This is a genomic window from Marinospirillum minutulum DSM 6287, from assembly GCF_000422325.1.
GTDB classification, from domain to species: domain Bacteria; phylum Pseudomonadota; class Gammaproteobacteria; order Pseudomonadales; family Halomonadaceae; genus Marinospirillum; species Marinospirillum minutulum.
On the sequence record NZ_AULO01000012.1, the window covers coordinates 39,024 to 53,056 of the forward strand.

Sequence of the window (14,033 nt, forward strand, 5' to 3'; positions counted from 1 at the left end):
TTGCTGGTTAACCTTTAAAGGGCAGCCGTAACTGCCCTTATAATAAAGCTAGTTGGGGTTACGAATGACTAGAAGACGTAACTCGGTCATATCTTCAATGGCATAGCGCACCCCCTCACGACCTAAACCACTGTCTTTCACCCCACCATAGGGCATGTGGTCTACACGCCAAGAAGGCACATCACCAATAACTACACCACCCACCTCTAACTCATCCCAAGCTTTTTGGATTTTATAAATGTCACGCGTAAAAATACCTGCCTGCAAGCCAAAGGTAGAGTTGTTGACTTCTTTTAGTGCTTCATCAAAATCGCTGAACTTAGAAAGAACAGCCACAGGGCCAAAAGCTTCTTGGGTGTTTACATTAGAATCAGCCTTAACATCTTCTAACAAGGTTGCATCTAGCATAGCGCCGGTACGCTCGCCACCGGCAAGCACAGTTGCGCCTTCTGCTTTAGCTTCCAAAACCCAGTCATGCAAACGCTTGGCTTCTTTTTCAGAAATCATCGGGCCAATAAAGGTGTTTTCATCTTTAGGGTCGCCCGAACGCAGCGCTTTGACAGCAGCGGTTAGCTTGTCACGCATTTCGTCGTAATGGGCTTCGTGCACCATAATACGCTGCACACCAATGCAGCTTTGGCCTGACTGGTAGTAAGCACCAAAAATAATACGAGCCACAGCATCGTCAATATTTGTGCCTTCATCCACCACACAAGCAGCGTTGCCACCCAGCTCTAAAATAACCGGCTTTTTGCCTGCTTTAGCTTTTAACTGCCAGCCAACTTCCGGCGAACCCGTAAAGCTAAGCAGCTTCAAACGCTCATCGGTGGTGAACAAGTCTGCACCATCACGGTGGCAAGGTAGAATAGAAAAGGCACCTTTAGGCAGGTCAGTTTCAGCTAGAATTTCACCAATAATAATCGCGCCAATCGGAGTCATGCTGGCAGGTTTAAGAACAAACGGACAACCCGCAGCAATAGCTGGTGCAACCTTGTGTGCAGCTAAATTTAAAGGGAAGTTAAAGGGTGAAATAAAAGAACAAGGGCCAATAGGCACGCGTTTCCACATACCGCTATAACCCTCACCGCGGGGGGTGATATCCATAGGAATAATTTCACCACCAATACGCACCGCTTCTTCAGCCGCAATACGGAAGGTGTCTATTAAACGAACAACTTCGCCACGCGCATCCTTGATAGGCTTACCGGCTTCTACACATAAGGCTTGTGCCAATTCTTCGGCACGTTCTTCAAAGCGTTTAACGCAATGGTTAAGCACTGCTTGGCGCTTATAAGCAGGCAATTTACGCATAGGCTCAGTGGCAGCTTCGGCAGCAGCTATGGCTTGATCTATGGTTGCAGCATCAGCCATGGCAACTTTTGTTGCTACCTTGCCAGTAAATTTGTCGTAAACCGTCAAATCTTGGTTAGGTGACTGAGCTTCATTGGCTAGATAGTAAGGATAGGATGCTTGTAGCATGAGCGGTTAGTCTCCGTTGTTCGTATTAATAAAGTTTATAAAACAGGAAAAACTACGTTAGCCTGACCAGTACCCGAGCTAGGGAAGTATTCACCAATAATTTCACCCTTACCTGTGTACTTATCCCAACCCAGTGCACCAAATAGCATAGCAGTATCGTGCATACCACCTTCGCCAGAACAGTAGTTAGCGTATTCAGGTAACATTTTTAAGAAGGTAGCAATTTCACCCTGCTGCCATAGCTCTAGTACACGCAGGTCAACCTGACGGTTAAATTCACGAGAAATTGTAAAAGTGCCGTTGTTGGCTTCGTAGAGTTCGTTTTCCCAAATTTTGTGTGATAGCGAGCCAGAAGCCAAAAGTAAAACTTTGCTGTCACTTGCTTCAACGGCTTCTCTAATGGCTTCACCGAGTTTTCTAGAATCTTGCAAATTATGTACGGTACACCAAGCAGCAACAGAAACTATTTTCATATTCGTTTCTTCTGGCTTCATAAAATGCATAGGAACCAAAGTACCGTATTCTAAATCCAGTGTTTCTACCTGGTGAGATAAGGTGAAAACACCCTTCTCGGTTGCTTTGGCGGCAATGGCATCACCTAAAGCGGGGTTGCCTTGGTATTCATACTCAAGGTTTTGAATAAAGTGTGGAAATTCGTGGCTGGTATAAACACCCTTAAAAACTGGGTTGCTATTAATATGGTAAGCCGCATTAACCAGCCAGTGGGTATCTAAAACCACGACTGTATCTGCCCCTAGCTCGCGAGCACGACGCATAATTTCTTTATGACCATCAATGGCTTGTTGACGACTACCTTGAAGCTTTCCTGGCTGCTCAGACAACAGCATGGTAGGTACGTGAGTAATTTTTGCAGCTAAAACTATTTCGCCCATGGTAAGCACCTTCTTTGATTATTGTTAATTTAGGTGGACACTTTTTTTAGGTGTCTCATGTTGTCTATGCAAAGCTGTGTGGGCTAGCTAGTCACATAGTATTTAACATGTTAAGTAATGCTAGACCAAAGCTTCCGCTGCTGTCAATCACACCCAGCCAGCTACTAGTGAATAAGTTAATTAAATTTTTACGCCTAACGTGGCTTGCCTGAAAGCCAGTATTTACAAGGGTTTCAGGTCTAGTTAGGGCTAGCAAAAAGGCTGCAAATACAGAAAAGTACCACAAATAAAGAATTTATTACCTTTCTCTTGTTCGGTTGTCTGCCCATACTTTTTTACAAGCTCCACTGTCTATCCTTCATGAATGGATTAGCAGCTGCTCTCAAAACACAACAAAATCATAAGAGAGGAAGTAGATTCCTATGAAACAAGCTAACCCCATGCTAGAAAAGCTAACAGAGATTTTACCAGCCATACGTGCTAACGCTTCAAAGGCTGAAGAGTTACGTAAAATTCCGCAAGAAAACGTTGATATGCTGCACGCCCTAGGTTTAAACCGTGCATTTTTGCCAAAAGCTTACGGCGGCCTAGAAATAAGCCTACCCGAGTTTACTGAATGCATTGCTGCCTTAGCTGGCGCTTGCTGTTCAACTGCTTGGGCTTATAGCCTGCTATGTACTCACAATCACCAGATGGCAATGTTCAGCAAGCAAGCACAGGATGAATTTTGGGGCGAAAACCCAGATGCTGTTGCTTCAAGTAGTATTGCACCTTTTGGCAAATACGAAGAAACCGAAGGCGGTATTATCTTTACTGGCGATATGAAATGGAGTTCAGGCGTAGATTATGCTGATTGGATAATCGTTGGTTTAAACCGCATGGTTAACGACGAGAAAGTTTACAGCTTTGCAGTTATTCCACGCAGCGACTTTACCATTATTGATGATTGGTATGCAGTGGGTATGCAGGGTAGCGGTACTAAAACGGCCAGCATTAAAGGTGTGTTTGTTCCTGAACATCGTATTCAGGCAGCTAAAGATATGATGGAAGGCCGCCATGTGGGTCGTGAACTCTATCCAGACAGCAAAATTTATCACACGCCCTACCGTCCTTACTTTGCCTGTGGCTTTGCGGCCATGAGTTTAGGTGTTGCCGAGCGTATGATTGAGTCTTACAAAGAGCTAACCAAAAACCGTGTGCGTGCCTATACCGGTGCACAGGTTAAAGCTTCTATTCCACCAATTCTGCGTGTGGCAGAGTCTTATCAACAAGTAGCAGCAGCACGTGCTTACCTAGAAAAAACTTGGCAAGAGCACAAAGAATACGGTGAGCGTCACGAATACCCAGACAGTTACACCCTAGCGCATTGGCGTACTAACCAAGCTTATGCCATTAAAATGTGTGTACAGGCAGTTAACCGTTTGTGGGAAGTGATGGGCGCTTCTAACTGGTACCAAGACCGTGAAGCGCAGCGTTTATGGCGTGAATCCAATATGACAGCGGCTCATGCTTACACCGACTATGATGTTTGCGCTCAAATTATTGGTCGTGAATTGCTAGGCTTAGACCCAGACCCTGCTTTACTTTAATTAAGCTGGATTGACTAGGAGCACAAACTTTAGTTAATAAGGGTTTGTGCTCCTAAATTTTTTAATCTGTTAAAAGGTGCTGTTATGAGCAATCCAATAACTGAATTCGACTCTAAAGCCTTTCGTCGTGCTTTAGGTAACTTTGCTACGGGTGTTACCGTCATTACAGCCACTACGCCTGAAGGCGAAAGAGCAGGCGTTACTGCGAATAGCTTTAACTCAGTTTCTTTAGAGCCAGCTTTAATACTCTGGAGTATTGATAAGCGCTCGGGTAGCTGTGAAATTTTTGAAAAGGCCAGCCATTTTGCCGTTAATATTTTAGCCGCAGACCAAATAGATGTGTCTAATCACTTTGCCCGCCCAAACGATGATAAGTTTGCAGAAGTTCAGTACACCGATGGCTTAGGTAAAGCCGCTTTACTACCCGACTGTGCTGCAACCTTTCAGTGTGAAGCCTACCAAACGCTAGATGGTGGCGATCACTGGATTCTAATTGGTAAAGTAGTCGCTTTTGAAGATTCAGGCCGTGCGCCACTGGTTTACCATCAGGGTAGCTACTCAGTTGTTATGCCGCATTCGCGTTTCCCCAGCAAAAAAGAAGGCGAGCCAGCAGCAATAGAGCGTTTGAAATCACGTTTTAAAGACCATTATTACTACCAAATGTTGCAAGCAACACGTGCCTACCAAACTGACTATGCGCCCTTACAGCTTTCTTCAGGTTTGCGTACCAGTGAAGCGCGTATGCTAATGGTATTACAAGAATCTTCTAAGCTAGACCGCTCAGCTCTTTTAAGAGAAGTTAATATGCCTGAAGGCGAAGTCGATAATGCGGCAGCTATTCTACAAAGAAAAGGGCTGATTAACTGCAATCAGGAAACCTATAGCATTACAGCTAAGGGTGAAGAAGAAGCAGAAGGCCTTTGGACTCTGGCTCGCCAACAGCAAGAAAAAGTGTTTGGTGAGTTTAGCGAAGAAGAGCTAGCAACCTTTAAAAAGATTCTTAGCCGAGTAGCGAGTATCTGTTAACCTAATCGCCTTTAGAAGCGAGTTATTATCCTAAAGGGCTGCTTATAAAAGTGGCCCTTTTTTTATCTTAGTATTCTTGAGTAAAGTAGGTGGGAAGCATGGCGCTTACTAAAGTTGATTGGTTGCCAACAAGGGGACAGTTAGTTCTATTAAGTGCTTTAGGAGAAGCTGAGTTTTTTGAACCTTTCCTTAAATGGATTAATAAAGAGCTTGGCGCAGACCAATGCATGATTTTTTTCTGTGCCGATGGAGAAAAGGTAAGCACCTTACTTTTTAAAGACTTTAATCAAAATGCCTCGGGTAAAAAGTTAGCAGAATCTTACGTTACCGAGCGCCTTTATATGCAAGACCCCAATTTTTCAACTTTAAAAAGCAGTTTGCCTGGCGAGGTTACCTTAATTCGTTTAGCTGACTTGCTAGATGATATGAGTTTAAACTACCGTAATCGTTATTTTGATGAGCCTGGTTTTAAAGATAAGTTTTCAGTGATTTATGGCAGTGAAGCAGGCAACTTTTATATTAACCTTTATCACCGCACTGCAAACTTTGATCAGCTAGTACCAAGAAACCAACAGCAAGCGATAGGTCAACTTCTAGGCCTTTTAGTGAGCAAGCATTACCAGTTAAATCAAGCACAGCTCAGCCAAGGTCCTTTGGCTTTTCTTTCAGAACGTGAGCGCCAAGTATGTGCTGCTGTTTTACAAGGAAAAAAAAGTGAAACCATTGCTTATGAACTGGATGTAGCACCAAGCAGTGTAGTCACCTACCGCAAACGCGCTTATGACAAACTGGGTATTAGTAGCCGCGCCCAGCTATTTGCACTCTGCCAAAATTAAAGCCTTTTAGGATAAGTTATGAATCCGCACCTTAGAGCCGACTTGCTGCTAGTCGCAACCACCCTAATTGCAGCAGCAGGTTGGATTTTTTCTAAAGAAGCGCTGGCAGGCTTTAGCCCGCTTTTATTTATTGCACTACGCTTTTCAGGGGCAGGTTTAGTCTTAGCATTTTTCTGCTTAAAGCCACTAAAAAACTTAAATAAAATGCAGTGGGCAACAGCCTTAAAAGTAGGTGCCTTGTTTGGTTTTGCTATGGTGTTTTGGATACTGGGTTTACAACATGCCCAGCACCTAGGTGTTGGTGCATTCTTAACCAGCTTGGGTGTGGTTATGGTTCCTTTGCTTAATTTTGCTTTGGGGGGTGAAAAACCCAGTCGCTTTGCCTTCCTTTCCTTACCTTTTGTAATTTCAGGTTTAGCAGTTTTATCTTTAGATAGTGAATTCTATTTTGGTTGGGGTGAGCTGTGTTTTTTACTCTCAGCAACCTTTTTAGCTTTTATGTTTATTTTTAATAGCCGTGCCGCAGCAGGTATTTCAGCCCTACCCTTAACCTCGATACAATTATTGGTTACAGGGCTAATAACAGGTGGGGTTTCGCTTGTTTTTGAAGAATGGAACTTTCAACACACACCAGCGATTTGGGGTTGGTTTTTTGCCAGCTTATTTTTAGCCACCAGCCTAAGATTTTTAATGCAAACCTACGCCCAAGGTTTAGCACCACCCAGCCACACCGCAATTATTATGACGTTAGAACCAGTTTGGACAGCCTTATTAGCCAGCTTTTGGTTTAGTGAAGTGATGAGTTTTTCCCAGCTTTTAGGTTGCACACTAATATTTTTAGCTGTTTTAGTTAATCGCCTACCTGCATTACGCTTATGGTTAAAATCTAAACGATATGCGAACTAGCCTGTCGCTTCTTTGTGTTAAAACTAATCTACTAGGTACTTAACTAGCTATTGTTTAGTGGTTTACGCTAAGGTTAGAAATACAAGGAAGTTAAGGGAGAAATTATGAAAGTTTGTATTCATCGTGGTAGCCAGCAAATAGGTGGTAGTTGTGTAGAGGTTGAAGCTCAGGGAAAACGACTGCTGCTTGATTTAGGTTTACCATTAGATGCTGAAGCAAACACACCTGATCAACTCCCTTTAATTTCTGGCTTAATTAACGATGATGCCTCACTGCTAGGCATTTTAATATCTCACCCTCATTTAGATCACTTCGGCTTACTAAAGCACATACGTTCAGATTTGCCTGTAGGTATGGGAGCTGCCGCACGTCGAATTTTAAAGGCTGCTGCACCCTTCTTGCCTACAGACTTGCCATTGCCCGCAGCCGGTTGGGAATACCAATCAGAAAAAACCTTTGAAATAGGCCCTTTTAGGGTTACTCCCTATTTGGTTGATCATTCTGCTTACGATGCTTATGGGCTTCTTATTGAAGCTGATGGGCAGCGCCTATTTTATTCAGGTGACTTTAGAGGGCATGGGCGTAAATCCAAACTATTTGAACGCTTTGTTAATAATCCACCACCAACAATTGATGCCTTATTAATGGAAGGTTCATCACTTGGACGCCTAGCCTTAGATCAGCACTTCCCTTGTGAGCAAACCATAGAAAAACAACTTCATCAAGCATTGCTGGCTTGTGAAGGTTTAGCTATGGTTCACACCTCAATGCAGAACATAGATCGTTTGGTTTCTATTTTTCGTGCTAGTAAAAAATCAGGGCGTAAATTAGTGCTCGATCTATATTCTGCTAACGTTCTGGCCGCTACTAATAACCCCAATCTCCCACAATCACACTGGCAAGATATAGCTTTTTTTGTACCAGGGCAGCAGCGTTATCAAATTCTTAAAAATGCATGGTTTGATCAGTTAAAATTGCACAGCAAAAACCGTATGTTTGATGAAGAACTGCTAAATAACCCCAGCAAATACACTCTACTATTTCGCCCTATGCATATTTCAACATTAAAAAATGCAACTCACCTAGATAAAGCGCTTTATGTTTACTCGCAATGGAAAGGTTATTGGGATGCAGGGAGCTACGACTATATTAAAGACTGGCTAGAAGCTTCAGGCATTAAGAAGGTCGATATTCATACTTCAGGCCATGCCAGCCCTGTAGATCTGAAACGTTTTGTTGAGGCAGTAAATCCCAAGAAATTAGTACCTATCCATAGCTTTCACCCAGAGCAGTACCCTCAACTGTTTAAGCGTGTTGAAACCTATGCTGATGGCCAATGGTGGGACGTTTGCACAGATAAAAATAGAACAATAATTAACCAGCCTAAAGAAAGGAATAACACTATGTCAGATAGCTTACCAACAAGTATAAATAGCAAATATCAGCGCTCTTTAAATACTGCTTTTTTGAATGACTTAAAAGAAGGGGTATTACAGCCTTTGCTTGAACGTGTTAAACAGGATGATACCCTTATGCTGGCGCTTCGTGGTAACTACATCAATATTTATTATCGTGGAGGAGCACTATTTAAAATTGAGCAGCAAGCCAATGCTTACAATATTTCTTTTGATGCCAGCTATGAAAAAAGTGAAGCTGAACTGCCTGATTATTTAAAAGAAATACCCCGTAACTCAGATGGTAAAGAAGAGGCTTACCGACTTTTACGCTTCGTTGCACCCTTAAAAGAAGTGATGGATCGTTATTTTTCTATCCAACAAAAACCTGAAAGAGAGTTTCAGCAGCTAGTAGTTAGAGAAAATAATAGCTCAAGCATTTCTAATGAAACCGAATATTTTATTATTGATATTGAAGCAGCAGGTTTAACTGAAGAAGGTAAAAGTAGCGCAGCACGCTTTGATATGTTGGGTGTACGCTGGCTTTCTAAAGAGCGCCAAAAGGCTGCTTTAGTTCCTGTCTTAATTGAAATGAAATACGGTACAGGTGCTTTATCGGGAAGTGCAGGTATTACTAAACATAAAAAAGATGCAGACAGTCTTTTAACTAATACGCCTTTATGGAACAAAGTTATTGAAGACTTGGAAGTGCAGATTAACCAGCTAGATGAACTAGGTTTATTAACCTACAACCGCAGTACGCGTGTAGAGAAGCTAAGCATCAATCGAGAAGCTAAGCCAGAGCTGGTGTTTATGCTAGCAAACTACAATCCACGCAGCACAGCACTACAAAATATCTTAGGTGAGTTAGCAGAAACGCATAACCCTGAGGCCTACAACCTGCTTTTTGCAACTTCTAGCTTTATGGGCTACGGACTTCACTCGGCAAATATGCGTAATTTGACCGAGTTTACTCAACTTGCCAAAGCAGCTTTGAAGTAAATAAGACGTTATAAAACTCTCTCAGTAGATAGTTGGCCTATTGCTGAGGGAGTTTAATAGCTAAAAATTTGCTAATTAAGTCCCCATTTATAGGTGACAAACTTTTCTTGCTTACCCTCTAGACTCTAGTGCATCAGTTTATTGTTAAGAGGATTAGGAAATGCAGTTTCACCTGAATGGTTTTAAGCCGGGTAATTATCAAATTCCAGACGCAGCTCGAAAGCCTGCGCCTATCCCACCGATTAAAGACCTACCCAAAGAAGTGGATGTGTTAATTGTGGGTTGTGGCCCTGCAGGCTTAGCGTTAGCAAGGCAGTTGGCGGAATTTCCAGATATCTCCACCTGTATAGTGGAACAAAAAACTGGCCCTATGTTGTTTGGTCAGGCCGATGGTATTTCTTGTCGTACCATGGAAATTATGGAAGCTTTTAATAACAGCGAAATGCTAGTTAAAGAAGCCTACCAACTTCATCAGAATGCTTTTTGGGAGCCAGATAATGAGCAACCCAACCAAATAAAGCGCACCCATAAAGTAGCCGATGCCAGACTCGGGCTGTCTGAATTTACTCACTGTGTAGTGAACCAGGCACGCCTTCACGAGCTATTACTTGAGGGTATGGAAAACTCTGTCACCCAACTAGTACCCCATTACAGCCGCCAGCTAGTTGAATTAACCGTTGACGCTAAGCTTACCCAAGATTTGAATGCCCACCCCATTACTGCAACTTTTGAAAGAAGTGATACCGAAGGCGCTGGTAAAGTAGAAACACTTAAAGCCCGTTATGTGGTGGGTACTGATGGTGCAAGAAGTGCAGTTCGTAAAGGTTTAGCAATTAACCTAGAGGGCGATTCGGCTAATAAAGCTTGGGGGGTAATGGATATTCTACTTGTCACCGACTTCCCCGATATTCGTGTAAAAAGCTTTATTCAATCCAAGCAAGATGGCGCAGTAATGCTAGTGCCACGCGAAGGCGGTTACCTAGTTAGGCTATATGTAGAGCTAGACTTACTGGATAAAGGCCAGCGAGCGGCAGCCCTAGATTTAGATGCGCAAGCTATTATCGCCAAGGCGCAAAAAATTATGCAGCCCTACACCCTCGATGTTAAAGAAGTGGTTTGGTGGTCTATTTATGAAGTGGGACAGCGAGTTGCCGACCGTTTTGATGATACGCCAGCGGGTAATCCTGAAGGGCTAATTCCACGGGCTTTTGTTGCTGGTGATGCCTGTCATACTCATAGCCCTAAAGGTGGCTGGGGTTTAAACACCTCCTTGCCCGATACCTTTAACCTAGGTTGGAAGTTAGCCGCTGTCTTGCAAGGCAAAGCCGACCCTAAATTGCTGCAAACTTATTCATCAGAAAGACGCAAGGTTGCACAAATGTTGATAGATGCCGATAGGCAAATGTCAGCTTTAGTCGCCACCAGCCCCAGTGCAAATAAGGACGCCAGCCAAACCAAAACCAGCACTGCCGATATCGAAAAGTTTATCGCTAAACAAAACGGTTTTATTGCTGGTACTTCAATAGGTTATGACCCTTCTTTTATAGTAACCGGCTTAGAAAACCAAAGCTTGGCTAAGGGTTTTATTATAGGGCAGCGTTTTCATTCAGCTAAAGCCTTGCGCGTGGCAGACGGTAGGCCGCAGCACTTAGGGCATTTGAATAAAGCCGATGGTCGCTGGCGCATTTTTATTTTTGGCAATCAGCAAAGCCCTGTTGATAAGGCTTCTGATGCTTATAAGTTGATTAACTACCTAGCTAACTCTGAAGATTCACCAGTCAAAAAATACACGCCTAAGGGTGCGGATATTGATTCAGTTATAGATGTTTACTCAGTTTTTCAACAGCAAGCTTTAGCCCTAGAAGAACTGCATGATTTTTTATGGCCAGCTAAAGGCAAGTTGGGTTTAAGGGATTACGAAAAAGTTTTTTATGCTGATGCAGCGAAAGATGTTTTTGAACTACGTGGCATCGACCGCAAACAAGGCTGTGTGCTAGTGGTTCGACCTGATCAGCACATTGCCAATATCTTACCTTTAAGCGCCCATAAAGCACTAAGTGACTTTTTTGCGGAATTTATGCTTGTGCCTTAAGTGTAAAGTGCAATTAAAAAGTTAAGCGACAACTCAAGCCAGCCTACCTCTAAAAAATACCTTGAACGTCATTTTTAAAATAAGGGTTTTAAGGGAGGGGGCTGGTTTAATTTTTTCTATATTTTGATTGTGTGCAAACTGAATAACAGCCAGCAATGACCTTTGCGGCTATCTAGGTTAAAATCTTGCTCCTAACTTTTATCAACACCAGCTTAGCCAACCATTATTAAGGCCGCCATGCAGCGCAGCGATTTTCACTTTGATTTGCCCAATCATTTAATAGCTCATTACCCAACTGCCCAAAGGCGTGGTTCACGTTTATTGGTTTTAGAGGGCGATGACATACAACACCGCCAGTTTCCAGATTTATTAGATTACCTAGAGCAAGGTGATCTGCTGGTTTTTAATAACACCCGCGTTATACCCGCACGCTTATTTGGGCAAAAAGCCACAGGCGGTAAAATAGAAGTGTTAATTGAGCGCCCGCTAGATGAGCACCGTGCTTTAGCGCATATTCGTTCTAGCAAATCACCCAAAGCTGGCGCTAAGTTATTTTTAGAAGGCGGCATAGAGGTTGAATGCACCGGCAGAGAAGGGGCGCTGTTTTGCTTAACTTTTCTTAACCCTGAACCTTTATTAGAACTGCTAGAAAAGCACGGCCACTTACCCCTACCACCTTACATAGACCGTGCTGATGAACTCACCGATAAAGAACGCTACCAAACGGTTTATGCTCAACATTTAGGCGCGGTTGCAGCCCCCACGGCTGGCCTGCATTTTGATGATGAACTGCTAGCGCAAATTCGTGCCAAGGGCGTAAACACAGCTTTTGTAACCTTGCATGTGGGTGCAGGCACTTTTCAGCCAGTCAAGGTGGATAAGCTAGAAGAACATGTCATGCACAAAGAATGGCTGGAAGTGACAGAAGAAGTTGCCGCCCAAGTAAATGCCACCAAAGCAGCGGGTGGGCGGGTAGTGGCAGTAGGTACCACCAGTGTGCGCTGTTTAGAAACGGCTAGCGCAAAAGGCATCACCCAAGCCTTTAGCGGCGATACGGATATTTTTATTTACCCTGGGTATCGGTGGCAGTGTGTGGATAAGTTATTAACCAACTTCCACTTACCAGAATCTACCCTATTAATGCTAGTCAGCAGTTTTGCTGGCTACCAGCCAATTAAAAAAGCCTACCAAGCTGCAGTGGCCGAAGAGTACCGTTTTTTTAGTTACGGCGATGCCATGCTCTTATCGTTAAACACTGCTGCCGATTAAATAACAGGATTAAATCAATGAAGCGTTCTGAATGTTCCATGCAGTTTGATCTGCTAAAAACCGATGGTAAAGCAAGGCGAGGCCGTATTACCTTCCCCCGTGGCAGTATTGAAACACCTGCCTTTATGCCGGTAGGCACTTACGGCACAGTGAAGGGTGTGATGCCGCACGAGATTGAAAAGCTAGGCGCAGAAATTGTACTAGGCAACACCTTTCACCTAATGTTAAAGCCCGGCACTGACGTGGTTCAAGCCCACGGTAGTTTGCATGACTTTATGCAGTGGCAAAAACCGATTCTGACCGATTCGGGTGGTTTTCAGGTTTTTTCACTGGGTAAATTACGCAAGATTACCGAAGAAGGCGTGCACTTTCGTTCACCCCATGATGGCTCTAAAGTCTTTATGGGGCCAGAAGAATCCATTCAAGTGCAGCATGAATTGGGTTCCGATATTGTGATGATTTTTGATGAATGCACCCCCTACCCTGCCACTTTTTCTGAAGCAGAAGCGTCGATGGAACTCTCCTTGCGTTGGGCTAAGCGCTCACGCGATGCACACGGCGATAACCCTTCGGCTTTATTTGGCATTATTCAGGGCGGTATGTACCCCGACCTACGCAAACGCTCTTTAGAAGGTTTGTTGAATATAGAGTTTGATGGCATGGCAATAGGTGGTTTGTCGGTTGGTGAACCTAAAGAAGACATGATAAAAACGCTCGATTACCTGCCAGCCCTAATGCCAGAAGATAAACCCCGTTACTTAATGGGCGTAGGTAAGCCAGAAGACTTGGTTGAAGCCGTGCGCCGTGGCGTGGATATGTTCGACTGTGTTATGCCCACCCGCAATGCACGTAATGGACACCTGTTTACTGATGATGGGGTGGTTAAAATACGTAATGCTAAGTATAAAAAAGACACTGGCCCTATAGACAACGCTTGTGACTGTCATACCTGCCAAAACTTTTCACGTAGCTATTTACACCATTTAGACCGCAGCGGTGAAATGCTAGGCGCCATGTTGAACACCATCCATAATTTGCGCCACTATCAGCGACTCATGGCAGGTTTGCGTCAGGCGATAGAAGAAGGTAAATTGTCGGACTTTGTAGATGCATTTTATTCGCGGCGCGGTTTGCCCGTGCCGGTTATGGCGTAATGACCATAAACTAAGAAACTAAAAATAAACACCCCCACAACCCTAGGAGCATTTTATGGACTTTTTTATCTCTGCAGCTTACGCCGAAGGCGGTAGTGCTAGCCCCATTTCTAGCATAGTAATGCTAGTTGGTTTTGTTGCTATTTTTTACTTTATGCTTATTCGTCCTCAGCAAAAGCGCGCCAAAGAACACAAAAACCTATTAGCAGATATCGCTAAGGGTGACGAAGTATCTTTAGCAGGCGGTATGCTTGGCCGTGTAACTAAAGTTACCGATGAGTTTCTAGTGCTAGAAATTGCCAACGAAGTATCAATTAAAGTACAAAAAGCTGCAGTTACTGCTGTGTTGCCTAAAGGCACTTTAAAAGCAGTGGATGCTGAATAATCCAAACA

11 protein-coding genes are annotated in these 14,033 nt (G+C 43.5%); 9 read left to right on the forward strand and 2 right to left on the reverse strand.

What is annotated here, in order from left to right; genetic code table 11:
* Positions 1-48: 48 nt before the first annotated feature.
* Both H571_RS0107175 and hpaD read right to left on the reverse strand, forming a co-directional pair.
* Entirely contained in the window at positions 49-1,479 is a 1,431-nt protein-coding gene (locus tag H571_RS0107175; RefSeq protein ID WP_027848705.1) for an aldehyde dehydrogenase family protein, read from the reverse strand.
* A 35-nt stretch (positions 1,480-1,514) separates the two neighbouring features.
* Positions 1,515-2,372: a 3,4-dihydroxyphenylacetate 2,3-dioxygenase gene (gene hpaD, locus H571_RS0107180; protein ID WP_027848706.1), complete on the reverse strand. Its 858-nt coding sequence runs from the start codon at positions 2,370-2,372 to the stop codon at positions 1,515-1,517.
* Between the two features lie 422 nt (positions 2,373-2,794).
* Here hpaD and H571_RS0107190 point away from each other — a divergent pair, with 422 nt between their 5' ends.
* The 9 genes from H571_RS0107190 (at position 2,795) to yajC (ending at position 14,025) form a co-directional block, all read left to right on the forward strand.
* Positions 2,795-3,961: a p-hydroxyphenylacetate 3-hydroxylase oxygenase component gene (locus H571_RS0107190; RefSeq protein ID WP_027848708.1), complete on the forward strand. Its 1,167-nt coding sequence runs from the start codon at positions 2,795-2,797 to the stop codon at positions 3,959-3,961.
* Between the two features lie 84 nt (positions 3,962-4,045).
* The gene (locus H571_RS0107195; RefSeq protein WP_027848709.1) at positions 4,046-4,987 is read left to right on the forward strand and encodes a p-hydroxyphenylacetate 3-hydroxylase reductase component; all 942 of its coding nucleotides are present in this window, start codon (positions 4,046-4,048) and stop codon (positions 4,985-4,987) included.
* A 98-nt stretch (positions 4,988-5,085) separates the two neighbouring features.
* On the forward strand, positions 5,086-5,823 hold the full coding sequence (locus tag H571_RS15520) for a helix-turn-helix transcriptional regulator (protein WP_027848710.1): 738 nt from the start codon (positions 5,086-5,088) through the stop codon (positions 5,821-5,823).
* Between the two features lie 18 nt (positions 5,824-5,841).
* On the forward strand, positions 5,842-6,729 hold the full coding sequence (locus H571_RS0107205) for a DMT family transporter (protein ID WP_027848711.1): 888 nt from the start codon (positions 5,842-5,844) through the stop codon (positions 6,727-6,729).
* A gap of 104 nt (positions 6,730-6,833) precedes the next feature.
* Positions 6,834-9,125 (forward strand): MBL fold metallo-hydrolase, encoded by a 2,292-nt coding sequence (locus tag H571_RS15825; protein WP_084482738.1) that lies wholly within the window; start codon positions 6,834-6,836, stop codon positions 9,123-9,125.
* Positions 9,126-9,285: 160 nt separating this feature from the next.
* Entirely contained in the window at positions 9,286-11,217 is a 1,932-nt protein-coding gene (locus H571_RS0107215; RefSeq protein WP_027848712.1) for an FAD-dependent monooxygenase, read from the forward strand.
* 237 nt (positions 11,218-11,454) lie between these two features.
* On the forward strand, positions 11,455-12,486 hold the full coding sequence (gene queA / locus H571_RS0107220; protein WP_027848713.1) for a tRNA preQ1(34) S-adenosylmethionine ribosyltransferase-isomerase QueA: 1,032 nt from the start codon (positions 11,455-11,457) through the stop codon (positions 12,484-12,486).
* Positions 12,487-12,524: 38 nt separating this feature from the next.
* Positions 12,525-13,640 carry a tRNA guanosine(34) transglycosylase Tgt gene (tgt, locus tag H571_RS0107225; RefSeq protein ID WP_027848714.1) on the forward strand — a complete coding sequence of 372 codons (1,116 nt, stop codon included), beginning with the start codon at positions 12,525-12,527 and terminating at the stop codon, positions 13,638-13,640.
* A gap of 55 nt (positions 13,641-13,695) precedes the next feature.
* Entirely contained in the window at positions 13,696-14,025 is a 330-nt protein-coding gene (gene yajC / locus H571_RS0107230; protein WP_027848715.1) for a preprotein translocase subunit YajC, read from the forward strand.
* Positions 14,026-14,033: the final 8 nt, after the last annotated feature.